This is a genomic window from Halomonas getboli, from assembly GCF_023094245.1.
In the GTDB taxonomy this organism is placed as follows: domain Bacteria; phylum Pseudomonadota; class Gammaproteobacteria; order Pseudomonadales; family Halomonadaceae; genus Halomonas; species Halomonas getboli.
The window spans coordinates 34,244-46,611 of record NZ_JALMEW010000006.1 but is presented as its reverse complement, the minus strand read 5'-3'; the positions used below and the strand labels follow the sequence as shown (position 1 = coordinate 46,611).

10 protein-coding genes and 1 tRNA gene are annotated in these 12,368 nt (G+C 68.7%); 7 read left to right on the top strand and 4 right to left on the bottom strand.

Features of this window, described 5'->3' with window-relative positions; all coding sequences use genetic code 11:
• Nucleotides 1-15: 15 nt before the first annotated feature.
• Nucleotides 16-879 carry a YicC/YloC family endoribonuclease gene (locus MYL53_RS13205; RefSeq protein WP_247854416.1) on the bottom strand — a complete coding sequence of 288 codons (864 nt, stop codon included), beginning with the start codon at nucleotides 877-879 and terminating at the stop codon, nucleotides 16-18.
• Between the two features lie 112 nt (nucleotides 880-991).
• Here MYL53_RS13205 and rph point away from each other — a divergent pair, with 112 nt between their 5' ends.
• On the top strand, nucleotides 992-1,729 hold the full coding sequence (gene rph, locus MYL53_RS13200; RefSeq protein ID WP_247854415.1) for a ribonuclease PH: 738 nt from the start codon (nucleotides 992-994) through the stop codon (nucleotides 1,727-1,729).
• A gap of 98 nt (nucleotides 1,730-1,827) precedes the next feature.
• On the opposite strand, the gene MYL53_RS13195 is transcribed toward rph, so the two are convergent.
• Entirely contained in the window at nucleotides 1,828-2,595 is a 768-nt protein-coding gene (locus MYL53_RS13195) for an exodeoxyribonuclease III (protein WP_247854414.1), read from the bottom strand.
• Between the two features lie 91 nt (nucleotides 2,596-2,686).
• Here MYL53_RS13195 and pyrE point away from each other — a divergent pair, with 91 nt between their 5' ends.
• The 3 genes from pyrE to rep all read left to right on the top strand — a co-directional run bounded on the left by pyrE (nucleotide 2,687) and on the right by rep (nucleotide 6,077).
• Nucleotides 2,687-3,367 carry an orotate phosphoribosyltransferase gene (gene pyrE / locus MYL53_RS13190; RefSeq protein WP_247854413.1) on the top strand — a complete coding sequence of 227 codons (681 nt, stop codon included), beginning with the start codon at nucleotides 2,687-2,689 and terminating at the stop codon, nucleotides 3,365-3,367.
• Nucleotides 3,368-3,486: 119 nt separating this feature from the next.
• Nucleotides 3,487-4,023 (top strand): tRNA (uridine(34)/cytosine(34)/5-carboxymethylaminomethyluridine(34)-2'-O)-methyltransferase TrmL, encoded by a 537-nt coding sequence (gene trmL, locus MYL53_RS13185; RefSeq protein ID WP_247854412.1) that lies wholly within the window; start codon nucleotides 3,487-3,489, stop codon nucleotides 4,021-4,023.
• The gene (rep, locus tag MYL53_RS13180) at nucleotides 4,020-6,077 is read left to right on the top strand and encodes a DNA helicase Rep (protein WP_247854411.1); all 2,058 of its coding nucleotides are present in this window, start codon (nucleotides 4,020-4,022) and stop codon (nucleotides 6,075-6,077) included. Before trmL ends, rep begins: the two co-directional genes overlap by 4 nt.
• Nucleotides 6,078-6,225: 148 nt before the next feature.
• On the opposite strand, the gene MYL53_RS13175 is transcribed toward rep, so the two are convergent.
• Entirely contained in the window at nucleotides 6,226-7,026 is an 801-nt protein-coding gene (locus MYL53_RS13175) for a c-type cytochrome (protein ID WP_247854410.1), read from the bottom strand.
• Between the two features lie 201 nt (nucleotides 7,027-7,227).
• On the opposite strand from MYL53_RS13175, the gene MYL53_RS13170 reads away from it, so the two are divergent.
• A tRNA-Arg gene (locus MYL53_RS13170) sits at nucleotides 7,228-7,304 on the top strand.
• 194 nt (nucleotides 7,305-7,498) lie between these two features.
• Nucleotides 7,499-8,245: a sulfite exporter TauE/SafE family protein gene (locus MYL53_RS13165; protein ID WP_247854409.1), complete on the top strand. Its 747-nt coding sequence runs from the start codon at nucleotides 7,499-7,501 to the stop codon at nucleotides 8,243-8,245.
• Here the strand turns inward: MYL53_RS13165 and MYL53_RS13160 are convergent.
• Nucleotides 8,229-10,352 (bottom strand): putative bifunctional diguanylate cyclase/phosphodiesterase, encoded by a 2,124-nt coding sequence (locus tag MYL53_RS13160; protein WP_247854408.1) that lies wholly within the window; start codon nucleotides 10,350-10,352, stop codon nucleotides 8,229-8,231. The genes MYL53_RS13165 and MYL53_RS13160 overlap by 17 nt on opposite strands.
• A 289-nt stretch (nucleotides 10,353-10,641) precedes the next feature.
• Here MYL53_RS13160 and MYL53_RS13155 point away from each other — a divergent pair, with 289 nt between their 5' ends.
• A complete protein-coding gene (locus MYL53_RS13155) occupies nucleotides 10,642-12,360 on the top strand; it encodes an EAL domain-containing protein (RefSeq protein ID WP_247854407.1) in 1,719 nt (572 codons plus the stop codon).
• Nucleotides 12,361-12,368 lie beyond the last annotated feature (8 nt).

Below are 12,368 nucleotides of genomic sequence, written 5' to 3'. Positions count from 1 at the left end.
CGTGCATCGGCGTGGCTACTCGATATTCTGGATCTGCTCGCGCATCTGCTCGATCAGCACCTTGAGCTCCACCGCGCAGCGGGTGGTGTCGGCGACCACCGACTTCGATGACAGGGTGTTGGCCTCGCGGTTGAGTTCCTGCATCAGGAAGTCCAGGCGGCGGCCGATCGGGCCCTTCTGCCTGAGCTGGCGCTCGACCTCGCCGACGTGGGTCTCCAGCCGGTCGAGCTCTTCCGCCACGTCGGCCTTCTGGGCCAGCAGTACCAGTTCGGCCTCCAGGCGCTGGGGCTCGAGCTCGGTGTGCATCTCGGCCAGCCGGTCGAGCAGCTGGGCGCGCTGGCGCTCGAGGATGGTCGGCAGCAGGCCACGGACCTCGTCGACCTGGGCGCGGATGCCGGCCAGCCGCTCGCGGATCAGCTCGGCGAGCTGATCGCCCTCGCGGGCGCGGCCGGCGATCAGGTCGTTCAGGGCAGCGTCGAACAGGACGTTGGCTTCTGCCTTGACCGCCTGGAGGTCGAGCCCCGGCGCCTCGAGCACGCCGGGATGGTCGAGCAGTGCCAGGGCGTCGGGCATGGGGGCCTCGGGCACGGTCTCGCGCACCTCGCTTAGCGCCGCGCCCAGGGCGCGCAGCTTCGCCTGATCGACGCTGGCCTCGGCGCTGCGCTCGGCGGGCTCGAAGCGCAGGGTGCACTCGACCTTGCCGCGGGCCAGGCGGTTTCTCAGCGCATCGCGGAAGCCGGGCTCAAGGTCGCGCAGCGCCTCGGGCAGGCGGAAGTGGGGATCGAGATAGCGCTGGTTGACCGACCTGAGCTCCAGCTGCAGCCGGCCCCAGTCGGCGTCGCGATCCTGACGCGAGAAGGCGGTCATGCTGTGCACCATGGCGGGGCTCCTTGTGGGTCGGTCGATGGCGTGGGCGAGTCAGTGTAACCGATTCCCTCGACAGGCCGTGTAGAATGGCGAGCCATCCATTTTCGACTGCGAGAGAGCTGACATGGCCGAGGACTTCCGGCGTCCCAGCGGACGCGCCCCCGACGAGCCCCGCGAGATCCGTCTGACCCGCGACTACACGCGCCACGCCGAGGGCTCGGTGCTGGTCGAGTTCGGTGATACCAAGGTGCTGTGCAACGCCAGCGTCGAGGCCGGCGTGCCGCGTTGGCTGCGCGGCAAGAAGCAGGGCTGGGTCACCGCCGAGTACGGCATGCTGCCCCGCGCCACCCACACCCGCGGCGGCCGCGAGGCGACCCGGGGCAAGCAGGGCGGCCGCACGCTGGAGATCCAGCGGCTGATCGGTCGTTCGCTGCGCGCGGCGGTAAACCTGAAGAAGCTCGGCGAGTACACCATCACCGTGGACTGCGACGTCATCCAGGCCGACGGCGGCACCCGCACGGCGTCGATCACCGGCGGCTGTGTGGCGCTGATCGATGCCGTGCGCTACCTGCAGCGCGAGAAGCTGATCAAGGGCGATCCCTTCCATCAGTTGGTGAGCTCGGTCTCGGTGGGCATCTACAACGGCGTGCCGGTGGTCGACCTCGACTATCCGGAGGATTCCCGCGCCGGCACCGACATGAACGTGGTGATGGCCGAGGGCGGCGGGCTGATCGAAGTGCAGGGCACCGCCGAGTCCGGCACCTACAGCCGCGCCGAGCTCAATGCCATGCTCGACCTGGCCGAGCAGGCCGGAGCCTCGCTGTTCGACCATCAGCGCGAGGCGCTGGGTATCCGCGGCTGACGGCTTTCGTCAGACGCGTCGCCCAGAAACGCAGCACGCCGGCCAGGGGCCGGCGTGCTGCGTCATGCCTGGGCATGACGGCGACGAAGGGAGGCGCGTTACAGCGGCAGGTCGTACTCGACGATCAGCGGCGCGTACTCGGAGAAGGTCGCGTCGTAGTCGATCCAGGCGTCCACCACGTGGCGGCGGAAGTTGGGGCCGACCAGCTGGTAGTCGATCCGCCAGCCTTCCTGGCGCTCGCGGGGCTGGTCCTGGTCCAGCGCCGGCCACCAGGTGTATTCACCGGCGTCGCGGTTGATCTCACGGAAGGTGTCGATGAAACCGGTCGGGCCGAGCACCTGATCCATCCAGGCGCGCTCCTCGGGCTTGAAGCCGGGCGTCGTCTGGTTGTCGGCCCAGTTCTCCAGGTCGATGGTCTTGTGGGCGATGTGCCAGGTGCCGCAGATGATGTACTCGCGGCGCTTGCGGGCCATCTTCGACAGGTATTCCTGGTACTGGGCCATGAAGGCCTGCTTGGCGGCCGGGTCGCTGCCGTCCGGCATCAGGAAGCTGGCGATGCTGAAGCGGTCGTAGTCGGCCTGCAGGAAGCGCGCCTCGTGGTCGCACTGCGGGAAGCCGAGGCCATACATGATCGCCTTGGGGATCTTGCGGCAGTACAGGCCGACGCCCGAGAAGCCGTCCTGTTCCGCATCGAGGAAATAGCCCTCGTAACCCTCCGGATAGAGGATGCTGTCGTCGAGCTCGAAGCTCTTGGCCTTGAGATTCTGCACGCAGACGACGTCGGCATCCTGGTTGGCCAGCCAGTCGAGAAAGCCCCGACCGACCGCCTCTCGGATGCCATTCACATTGATGGTGGCGATTTTCATACATGGTCCCTTTTGCGTCGCGCGTGTATGATACCCGACGTTTCGACGTTTGGGTAAATGGCGTCCGCCAATAGACGTGATAGGAGGCTCCGTGGCCGCATCGACCCTGCAACCGTATCAGCAGGCCTTCATCGAGTTCGCCATCGAGCAGGGCGTGCTGCGCTTCGGCGAGTTCACCCTCAAGTCCGGGCGCACCAGCCCCTACTTCTTCAACGCCGGCCTGTTCAAGAGCGGCCGCGCCCTGGCGAAGCTGGGCCGGTTCTACGCCCAGGCCATCGCCGACAGCGGCCTCGAGGCCGACGTGCTGTTCGGCCCGGCCTACAAGGGCATTCCCCTGGCCGCGACCACCGCGGTGGCCCTGGCGGATCATCATGACCGCGACCTGCCCTATGCGTTCAATCGCAAGGAGGCCAAGGCCCACGGCGAAGGCGGCAACATCGTCGGCGCTGCGCTTTCCGGCCGCATCCTGATCATCGACGACGTCATCACTGCCGGCACCGCGATCCGCGAGGTGATGGGGCTGATCGAGGGCGCCGGCGCCGAGGCCGCCGGCGTGGTGGTGGCCCTGGATCGCCAGGAACGCGGCGGCGACGAAGCCGATCCGCGCAGCGCCATCCAGCAGGTCGAGGCCGCCTACGGCATGCCGGTGGTGAGCATCGTCACCCTGGACATGGTGCTCGAATACCTCGAGGTCCACGCCAGCGACGAACTGCGCGGCCACGCCGAGGCGATTCGCGCCTACCGCGACCGCTACGGCATCTCGGCCGACTGAGCCCGCCCGCCAGGGCGCCGAGACCGGCCGCCCCTCGCTGCGCCTCGGGCCCCGTTTCGGGGCCCGAGCGCGTTGTCGGCTCTGCCTTTTACCGGCCCCGCCGTCCACAGGAGTCATCGATGCTCGACGTGGTGCTCTACCAGCCCGAGATCCCGCCCAACACCGGCAACCTGATCCGCCTGTGCGCCAACACCGGTTTCCGGCTGCACCTGATCGAGCCGCTGGGCTTCACCCTCGACGACAAGCGGCTGCGCCGCGCCGGCCTCGACTATCATGAGTGGGCCCGGGTGCGAGTGCATGCCGACTGGGCGGCCTTTCTCGACGCCGTGGCGCCGACGCGGGTCTTCGCCGTCTCGACCCGCGGGCGTACCGGCTATCACGAGCCCGATTACCGCGAGGGTGACGTTCTGGTCTTCGGCCCCGAGACCCGCGGCCTGCCCCAGGCGATGCTCGATGCCCTGCCCGAGGCCCAGCGCCTGCGCATTCCCATGCTGGCCGAGAGCCGCAGCCTGAACCTGTCCAACGCCGCCGCGGTGCTGGTCTACGAGGCCTGGCGCCAGCTGGGATTCGTCGGGTCCGGCCTGCCGGGCGCCGGGCTTCCCGAGATCGGCCTTCCCGCAAGCGAGTCGAACGCCGTGCCGAGGAGTGACGCATGAACCAGAGCATCGCCAGCCGCATCGCCAAGCTCAACCCGCGTCAGCGGGAGGCGGTGCGCGCCATCGACGGTCCCTGCCTGGTGCTGGCCGGTGCCGGCTCGGGCAAGACCAGCGTGATCACCACCAAGATCGCTTACCTGGTGCAGGAGTGCGGCATGAGCGCCCGGCGCATCGCCGCGGTGACCTTCACCAACAAGGCCGCCCGCGAGATGAAGGAGCGGGTGGGCAAGATGCTCCAGGGCCGCCAGGGCCACGGCCTGACGGTGTCGACCTTCCACACCCTCGGCCTCAACATCATCCGCGGCGAGCTCAAGGCGCTGGGCTACAAGCCGGGCTTCTCGCTGTTCGACCCCGAGGACGCCAAGGCGCTGCTGCGTGACCTGATGAACAAGGACGCCCAGGTCGACGCCGACCAGATCAATCAGGTCCAGGCGACCATCTCCAACTGGAAGAACGATCTGGTGCTGCCCGGCCAGGCGCTCTCTCATGCCAACAGCGAGGACGAGCTGTTCGCCGCCCGGGTCTACGAGGCCTACGGTCGCCACCTCAAGGCCTACAACGCGGTCGACTTCGACGACCTGATCCTGCTGCCGGTGACGCTGCTGCGCGACGACCCCGAGGCCCTCTCGCGGTGGCGGCGCAAGATCCACTACATGCTGGTGGACGAGTATCAGGACACCAATGTCAGCCAGTACCAGCTGGTGCAGCTGCTGATGGCCGAGCGCCAGACCTTCACCGTGGTGGGCGACGACGACCAGTCGATCTACGCCTGGCGCGGGGCGCGGCCCGAGAACCTGGTGACCCTGGGCGAGGACTTCCCGCGCCTGAACGTCATCAAGCTGGAGCAGAACTACCGTTCCACCGGCACCATTCTGCGCGCCGCCAACACCCTGATCGCCAACAACCCCCACGTCTACGAGAAGACCCTGTGGTCGGACATGGGGCAGGGCGCGGCGATCCGCGTGGTGGTCAATCGCCACGAGGAGGCCGAGGCCGAGCGGGTGGCCAGCGAGATCCTCACCCGGCGCATCAAGGAGCGCGCCGAGTGGCGCGACTTCGCGGTGCTCTACCGCGGCAACTTCCAGGCCCGGCTGCTGGAGCTCAAGCTGCAGCACTACCAGATTCCCTACAAGCTCTCCGGCGGCACCTCCTTCTTCTCGCGCAACGAGATCAAGGACGCCATGGCCTACCTGCGGCTGCTGATCAATCCGGCCGACGACAACGCCTTCCTGCGCATCGTCAACGTGCCGCGCCGCGAGATCGGCCCCAGCACCCTGGAGAAGCTGGCCAACTACGCTACCGAGCGCGGCGGCTCGCTGTTCGCCGCCTGCCAGGAGCTGGGGCTGGCCGAGCTTCTGCCGACCCGCGCGGTCGAGCGCCTCGGTCGTTTCACGCACTTTATCGAGGGCGTGCGCCGGCGCATGGACGGCGGCGATGCCATCGATGCCATCCGCGACATGCTGCGCGAGATGGACTACGAGGCCTGGCTCTATCAGAACGCCAGCGCGCCGACCATCGCCGAACGCCGCATGGCCAACGTCTGGACGCTGATCGACCAGCTCGAGAAGTCGATGGGCGCCGATCCCGACGAGGACACCGCCAGCGCGGCCACCGAGACCGACGGCGTCGAAGCGGCGATCTCGCGGCTGGTGCTGCGCGACATCCTCGAGCAGCAGGCCGAGGAAGACGACTCCGACCGCGTGCAGCTGTTGACCATGCACGCCTCCAAGGGCCTCGAGTTTCCCCATGTCTACCTGATGGGCCTCGAGGAGGAGCTGCTGCCGCATCGCAACGCCATCGAGGTGGGCACGGTCGAGGAGGAGCGGCGCCTGGCCTACGTGGGCATCACCCGGGCGCGGCGCACCCTGACCATGACCCTGGCGCGCCAGCGCAAGGCCTACGGCGAGCTGATGGACTGCACGCCGAGCCGCTTCCTCGACGAGCTGCCGGAGGACGCCCTGGAGTGGGAGGGCCGGGCCGACCGCGAGGACCCGGAGAAGAAGCAGGCCCGCGGCAAGGATGCCATCGCCGGGCTGCGCTCGCTGCTGGGATGATCCTGGGGTCGAGGGTCGAGGGTCGAGGGTCGAGGGTCGAGGGTCGAGGGTCGAGGGTCGAGGGTCGAGGGTCGAGGGTCGAGGAATCGCATAACGACCGCGGGGCGCCATTCGGCGCCCCGCGGTCGTGGTGGAGGCGGCCTTCGCGCTATTGCGCGGCGCTGACCAGATGGTCGACCGCCGCCTTGACCTCGTCGTCGGACAGACTGGGGTTGCCGCCCTTGGCGGGCATGGCGTTGAAGCCGTTGATGGCGTGGTCGTAGAGGGTTGCGATGCCCTTGTCGAGGCGCGGCGCCCAGGCGGTGGCGTCGCCCTTCTTGGGGGCGCCCGCGGCGCCGGTGTCGTGGCAGGCCATGCACACCGATCCGTAGACGGCGGCGCCGTCGATGCCGGCGGTGGCGGGCTCCGTGGCACTCGCCTCGCCGGAGCCCTCGCCGCCGGAGGCGTCACCCGTGGTTGCGGTGTCCTCCGTCGCCGAGGCGTCCGCGGCGCCCTCGGTGGCGGGTACCTCCATCACCGGCTCGACCATGTAGGCCACCGCCGCGTGCATCTCCTCGTCGGTGAGGTTGGGGTTGCCGCCGCGGGCCGGCATGGCGTTGTAGCCGTTGATGGCGTGATCCAGCAGGGTCGCGAAACCCTGTTCGGTGCGGCTGGCCCAGGCGTCCTCGTTGCCCCGCACCGGAGCGCCGGCCGCGCCGGTCTCGTGGCAGGCCATGCAGACGCTGCCGTAGATGCCTTCGCCGTCGATCGGCGCGTCGCCGCTCGTGGCCTCGTCGCCGGCCGAGGCCACGGCGGTGCCGCAGTCCTCGCCTTCCAGGCACAGCTGGCCCACCGGGGCCAGGCGCTCGGCGATGGCCTCGCGGTCCATCTTCTGCTGGGCATGGGCCGAGGCCATCGCCAGCAGGCCGCAGAGTGTCAGGCATGCCAGAATCAGCTTGCGGGAATTCACTCTCACCTCTTGAGGGTTCTTGTTGTCGGGCCGCGGACGGGGTATTGGGCGAAGTATAGCGATACTCCCGACCCCGGAAAATGTCGCCGGTCAACCGTGGCATGAATGCCCCGGCGGCCGGCGGGACCTCGCGGCTGGACAGCGTCCAGGCGGCACGGTAGGATGGCGCTCGCTCGATGGCAGCGTTTCATCGGGCGCCGCGCGCCCTTAGCTCAGCTGGATAGAGCGTCGCCCTCCGGAGGCGAAGGTCAAAGGTTCGAATCCTTTAGGGCGCGCCACAGAATCTCGAAAGGGCCCACGGTTATCCGTGGGCCCTTTTTCGTTCGCCTCGCCTTTATCCACAGCGCCTCGTTATCCACATCCCCTTTGCCGGCCGCGCGAGATGAAAGAAGCGTGTTTGGCCCGGTATGCTCTCTGACTGGCTCACTGCAATGAAAACCCGCCGACCGACGCGGGGCACAAGGATGCGCACATGACCCTGCCCGACTACTCCTGGCTCGCCTGGACGCTGATCGTGCTCTCCACCTATCTCACCGGTGTCTCCAAGGGCGGTTTCGCTGGCGGCTTCGGCACCCTCTCGGTGCCGCTGATGGCGCTGGCCATCGGGCCCATCGAGGCGGCGGGCCTGCTGCTGCCGCTGCTGCTGGTGATGGATGCGCTGGCGGTGAAGGCCTGGTGGGGACATCACGACATGGCCGAGGTGAAGCGCCTGCTGCCGGGACTGGCCATCGGCGTGGCGGCGGCGACCCTGATGGCGGAGCGCCTGGACGAGGACCACGTACGCCTGCTGCTGGGCGTGATCTCGCTGCTGTTCGTCGTCTACATGATCGCCAAGCCCGCCGCGTCGCGGCCGATCCGCCCCTTCTGGGCCTGGCCGGCGGGGATCGCCACCGGCATCACCAGCTTCATCGCCCACGCCGGGGCGCCGCCGATGAACCTCTACCTGGTGCCGCGTCGACTGCCCAAGATGACCTTCATCGCCACCACGACCCTGGTGTTCGCCTCGGTCAATCTCATGAAGCTGCCGCCCTATCTGCTGCTCGGCGAGATCAACCTGACCAGTATCTGGGCCTCGCTGGTGCTGGTGCCGGTGGCCTGGGCGGGGGTGCGCAGCGGCCTGTGGCTGCAGCATCGAGTCAACGAGCGGCTGTTCTACCGGCTGGTGGTGCTGGCCATGGCGCTCGTCGGCGTGCAGCTGATCGTCAAGGCGCTGGGGTAGCGCCGAGCCTGCCCGACTCAGCTGCCGTCAGCGCTCGTGACTGCTGCGACAGAAACCGCCTGAGCTCGTCGCCGGGCAGGGCCTTGCTGCACAGGTAGCCCTGATATTCATGGCTCTGCAGCTGATGGATCAGCCGCAGCTGGTCCTCGTTCTCGATGCCTTCGGCGACCACCTGCAGGTCCAGGCTTCGGGCCAGGGCCACCACGGCCTTGACGATGGCGGCATCCTGCCGGTTGTCCACCGCCTGGGACATGAAGGTGCGGTCGATCTTCAGCCGGTCGATGGGAAAGCGCCGCAGCTGGGCGAGATTCGAATAGCCGGTGCCGAAGTCGTCGATGGAGAGCGTCACGCCCAGCGCGCGCAGCTCGTTGAGCACCTTCAGGGCATGATCGGGATCCCGGATCAGTGCGCTCTCGGTCAGTTCCAGCTCGAGGCAGTAGGGCGGCAGGCCGGTCTCGGCCAGCACCTTCCGCAGCGTGTCGACGAAGTGCCGCTCGTTGAGCTGGACCGCCGAGATATTGACCGCCATGGCCAGGGGGTGGCCGGCGTCCTGCTCCCACGCCTTGGCATAGCGGCAGGCGGTGCGCAGCACCCACTCGCCGATCGGCAGGATCAGGCCGGAGTCCTCGGCCAGGGGAATCATCTCGTCCGGCGTCACCCTGCCCAGCTCCTCGTCGTGCCAGCGCAGCAGCGCCTCCACGCCGGTGATGCGGCCGGTCTCGACCTGCACCTTGGGCTGGTAGGCGAGGCTCAGGCTCTCGTTCTCGACGGCCAGGCGCAGGCGCCGCTCCAGCTGGATGCGGCGTTCCTCGCGCAGGGTCATGTCCGGCTCGAAGAACTGGAAGGTGTTGCGGCCCCGCTGCTTGGCGCCGTACATGGCGGCATCGGCGTGTACCATCAGCGCGTGCTTGTCGCGGCCGTGCTCGGGGTAGAGGCCGATGCCGACGCTTGTGGAGACCTTCACCACGCCGCTGTCGATCTGAAAGGGTTGGTCCAGGGTGCTGACGAGGCGGCGGGCGAGGGTGCCGGCGTCATCGCGCGTCACGCTGCCGTCCATCAGCACCATGAACTCGTCGCCGCCGACCCGGGCCACGGTATCGGTGTCGCGCACCGCGGCCTGAAGGCGGGCCGCCGACTGGCGGATCAGTTCGTCGCCGACGTGATGCCCCAGCGAGTCGTTGACGTGCTTGAAGCGATCCAGGTCGACGAAGAATACCGCAAAACTCCGCGGGGAAGCGTCGAGCAGGTTATCCAGGCGCTCCTCCAGCAGCAGCCGGTTGGGCAGCTGCGTCAGGGCATCGCGATAGACCATCTCCTTGAGCTCCCGGTTGGCCTCGCGCAGCGAAGCGGCGAGCTGGGCGTTGCGCGAGGAGAGATGGGCATCGAACAGGGCGATCAGCAGGGCGGCGAGCATGATGCAGGTCGAGACCAGGGCCACGGTGATGGCGAGCTGGCCGTTCGATAGCCCGCCCGAGGCTGGCTGAATGCCGCCGTCGGGATAGATGACCGCTGCCATGCCGAGGTAGTGCATGCCTGAGATGCCCACGGCCATGACCAGCGCGGCCAGGCCACGCTGCCACAGCGGCACGCGCAGGCGGGCATTCGAGGGATTGAGGCGGAAGGCGAGCCACAGGGCCAGCGCGGCGGCGGAGACGGCGACGCCCAGCGAGACCAGGAAGAAGCCCGGCCGGTAGTGCAACGCGCCTCGGGTCTGCAGGGCTTCCATGCCCACGTAGTGCATCAGGCAGACGCCCAGCCCCATGATCAGGGCGCCGAAGCCCAGGCGGCGGCGAGTCAGTCGGCCGGTCTGGACGATGGCCAGGGCCAGCGCCGAGGAAAGCACGGCCGCGACCAGCGACAGCAGCGTCAGCGGAATGCCATAGGCCGCGTTCGCGGTCATGTCCATCGCTAGCATGCCGATGAAATGCATCGCCCAGATGCCGGTGCCCATGGCGAAGGCGCCGCCGCCGAGCCAGGCCTGGCCGGCCAGGCCCGTGGCCGCGCGCACCCGACCGGCGAGATCCAGCGACGTCAGCGAGGCGATGGCGGCGATGCCGAAGGACAGCGCGACCAGTGCCAGGTTGTAAGGAACGTGAAGATCACTCATGTAGGCGTTAAACCGCTGTGATGACAGTGGCTTGGGAGTCTGCTCAAGGGCCGAGGCGAAAACAAGCGCAAGGCGCCTCCTTGGCGACGTTTCATCGCGAGATAGGGGCGTTTTCGGGCGTTTTTCCCGACAGGTGGCGCGGGGTCGCTTGATATACTGCGAGGGGTATCGGAGAGCGGCCGGGCCGGGAGCGGAATAGAGCGAAGATCGGTGCGAGTCGGGATAGGCGGATGTCGTTCAAGAACGCCTCGGCGCGGCCGACATCCGATACCTGGAACGGCAACATTTGATGGCGGCGGTGATGATGGTGGATGGCAGCGGCGGGCCCGCACAGGGAACTGACAAGCAGGCGGGGGTGCATTTCCTGCCGGCGGCGCTGTCGCGTCTGGTCGTCGAGCAGGCGCCGTTCGGACTGGTGCTGGTGGACGCCGACGGTCGGGTCCAGTGGGCCAATGCCGGTTTCCAGGCGATGCTGGAGATCGACGAGGACACGCTGCGAGGGCGTCCGATCAACGGCCTGATCCGCTATTCCGGCTTTCTGTCCGAGCGCCAAGGCGGCTGGGTGGCGCTGGAAGAAGGCTGGGAACCGGCGCGTCTCGGCGTCGGCGAACGGGACGACGAGCGCCTGGTGCTGGTGAGCGCGACGTCGGTGCAGCAGGAGCATGAGGGCAGGCTGCGCCTGTTGAGCGTCATCGATCCCGGGGAAGCCCCCGCTGCCCTGGCACCGGGGGCCTGGCGTCGGCTGCCGGCCCGTCTGCCCAACGTCTGGCTGTTCGAGGATCGCCTGGCGCATGCTCTGGAACGCGCCGACCGCAGCGAGGGGCACGTGGGGCTGCTGGTGCTGCGGCTCGACGGCGATGCGGCGCTGCGCGAAAGCCTGGGCGCCGAGGCGTTCGAGGCGCTGTCCGGGCGCGTCGAGCAGCGTCTCGCCTGCACCCTGCGCAGCGAGGACAGCCTGGTCAAGCTCTGGCCCGGCCGCTGGGGCGTGCTGATCGAATCGCCGATCACGCCCGGTGGCCTGCAGGCCACGGTGATGCGCTGCCTCGAGGCGATGGAGCCGCCCTTCCGCCTGGCGGAGCATCCCACGCTGCTGACGCTCTCCGCCGGCGTGGCCGTCTATCCCGAGGATGGCGATGCTCCCGCGCAGCTGCTGGCCAGCGCCGAAGCGGCGCTGGCGCGCGCCGGCCCTTCGCGGCATGCCTTCTTCGACGATGCGCTGCGTTACCATCTGGATGAGCAGCTGGCGTTTCGCCAGCAGTTGCAGGAGGCCCTGCTGGCCCCGGAGGCCCACTTTCAGCTGCTGTTCCAGCCGCAGCTCGATCTGGACAGCGGCCGCTGCGTGGGGCTGGAGGCGCTGGTGCGCTGGCGGCATCCGCGCCAGGGCCTGCTGCCGCCCGATGCCTTCCTGCCGGTGGTCGCCGAGCTGGGGCAGCAGGTGCGGCTGGATCGCTGGGTCATCGCCCGGACCATCGCCCAGCATGCCGCCTGGCAGGCCGAGGGCTCGCCGCTGGCGGCGCTCGACATCGCGGTGAACGCCGAGGGAGAGCTGCTCGATCAGGCGGCCTATGATCGCCGCCCGTTGGATCTCTTCCTGAGACAGCAAGGGCTCGAGCCCGGCTGGCTGTCGCTGGAGCTGACCCAGCAGGGGCTGTTCGATCGGGTCGCGGGCCAGACCCATCTGCTGCGGCGCCTTCGGCGGCTGGGGGTGGGGCTGGTGGCCAACGACGTCGGCGCCACGCCGCTGGACCTGTCGACCCTGGCGGGCCTGCCGCTGTCCCGGATCAAGCTGAGCCCGACGCTGGTCGCCTCCTTCGAGCGGGATCGCGTCCTCGAGGCGTTGCTGCAGTGCTTTCATGCCCTGCAGATCGAGACGGTGCTGGTGGGCGTCGAGACGTCAACGCAGCTCGCGGCCGCGCGTGCGCTGGGCGTGACGCTGGCCCAGGGCTATCTGCTGGGCGCGCCGCAGACGCCGGACGAGCTGGCGGAGTGGTGGGCGCGACCGGCCTGACGCCGCCG

Coding starts and splice junctions, on each gene's coding strand:
- MYL53_RS13205 (WP_247854416.1), bottom strand. CDS start 879: ATGGTGCACAGCATGACCGCCTTCTCGCGTCAGGATCGCGACGCCGAC.
- rph (WP_247854415.1), top strand. CDS start 992: ATGGCCGAGGACTTCCGGCGTCCCAGCGGACGCGCCCCCGACGAGCCC.
- MYL53_RS13195 (WP_247854414.1), bottom strand. CDS start 2,595: ATGAAAATCGCCACCATCAATGTGAATGGCATCCGAGAGGCGGTCGGT.
- trmL (WP_247854412.1), top strand. CDS start 3,487: ATGCTCGACGTGGTGCTCTACCAGCCCGAGATCCCGCCCAACACCGGC.
- rep (WP_247854411.1), top strand. CDS start 4,020: ATGAACCAGAGCATCGCCAGCCGCATCGCCAAGCTCAACCCGCGTCAG.
- MYL53_RS13165 (WP_247854409.1), top strand. CDS start 7,499: ATGACCCTGCCCGACTACTCCTGGCTCGCCTGGACGCTGATCGTGCTC.
- MYL53_RS13160 (WP_247854408.1), bottom strand. CDS start 10,352: ATGAGTGATCTTCACGTTCCTTACAACCTGGCACTGGTCGCGCTGTCC.
- MYL53_RS13155 (WP_247854407.1), top strand. CDS start 10,642: ATGGCGGCGGTGATGATGGTGGATGGCAGCGGCGGGCCCGCACAGGGA.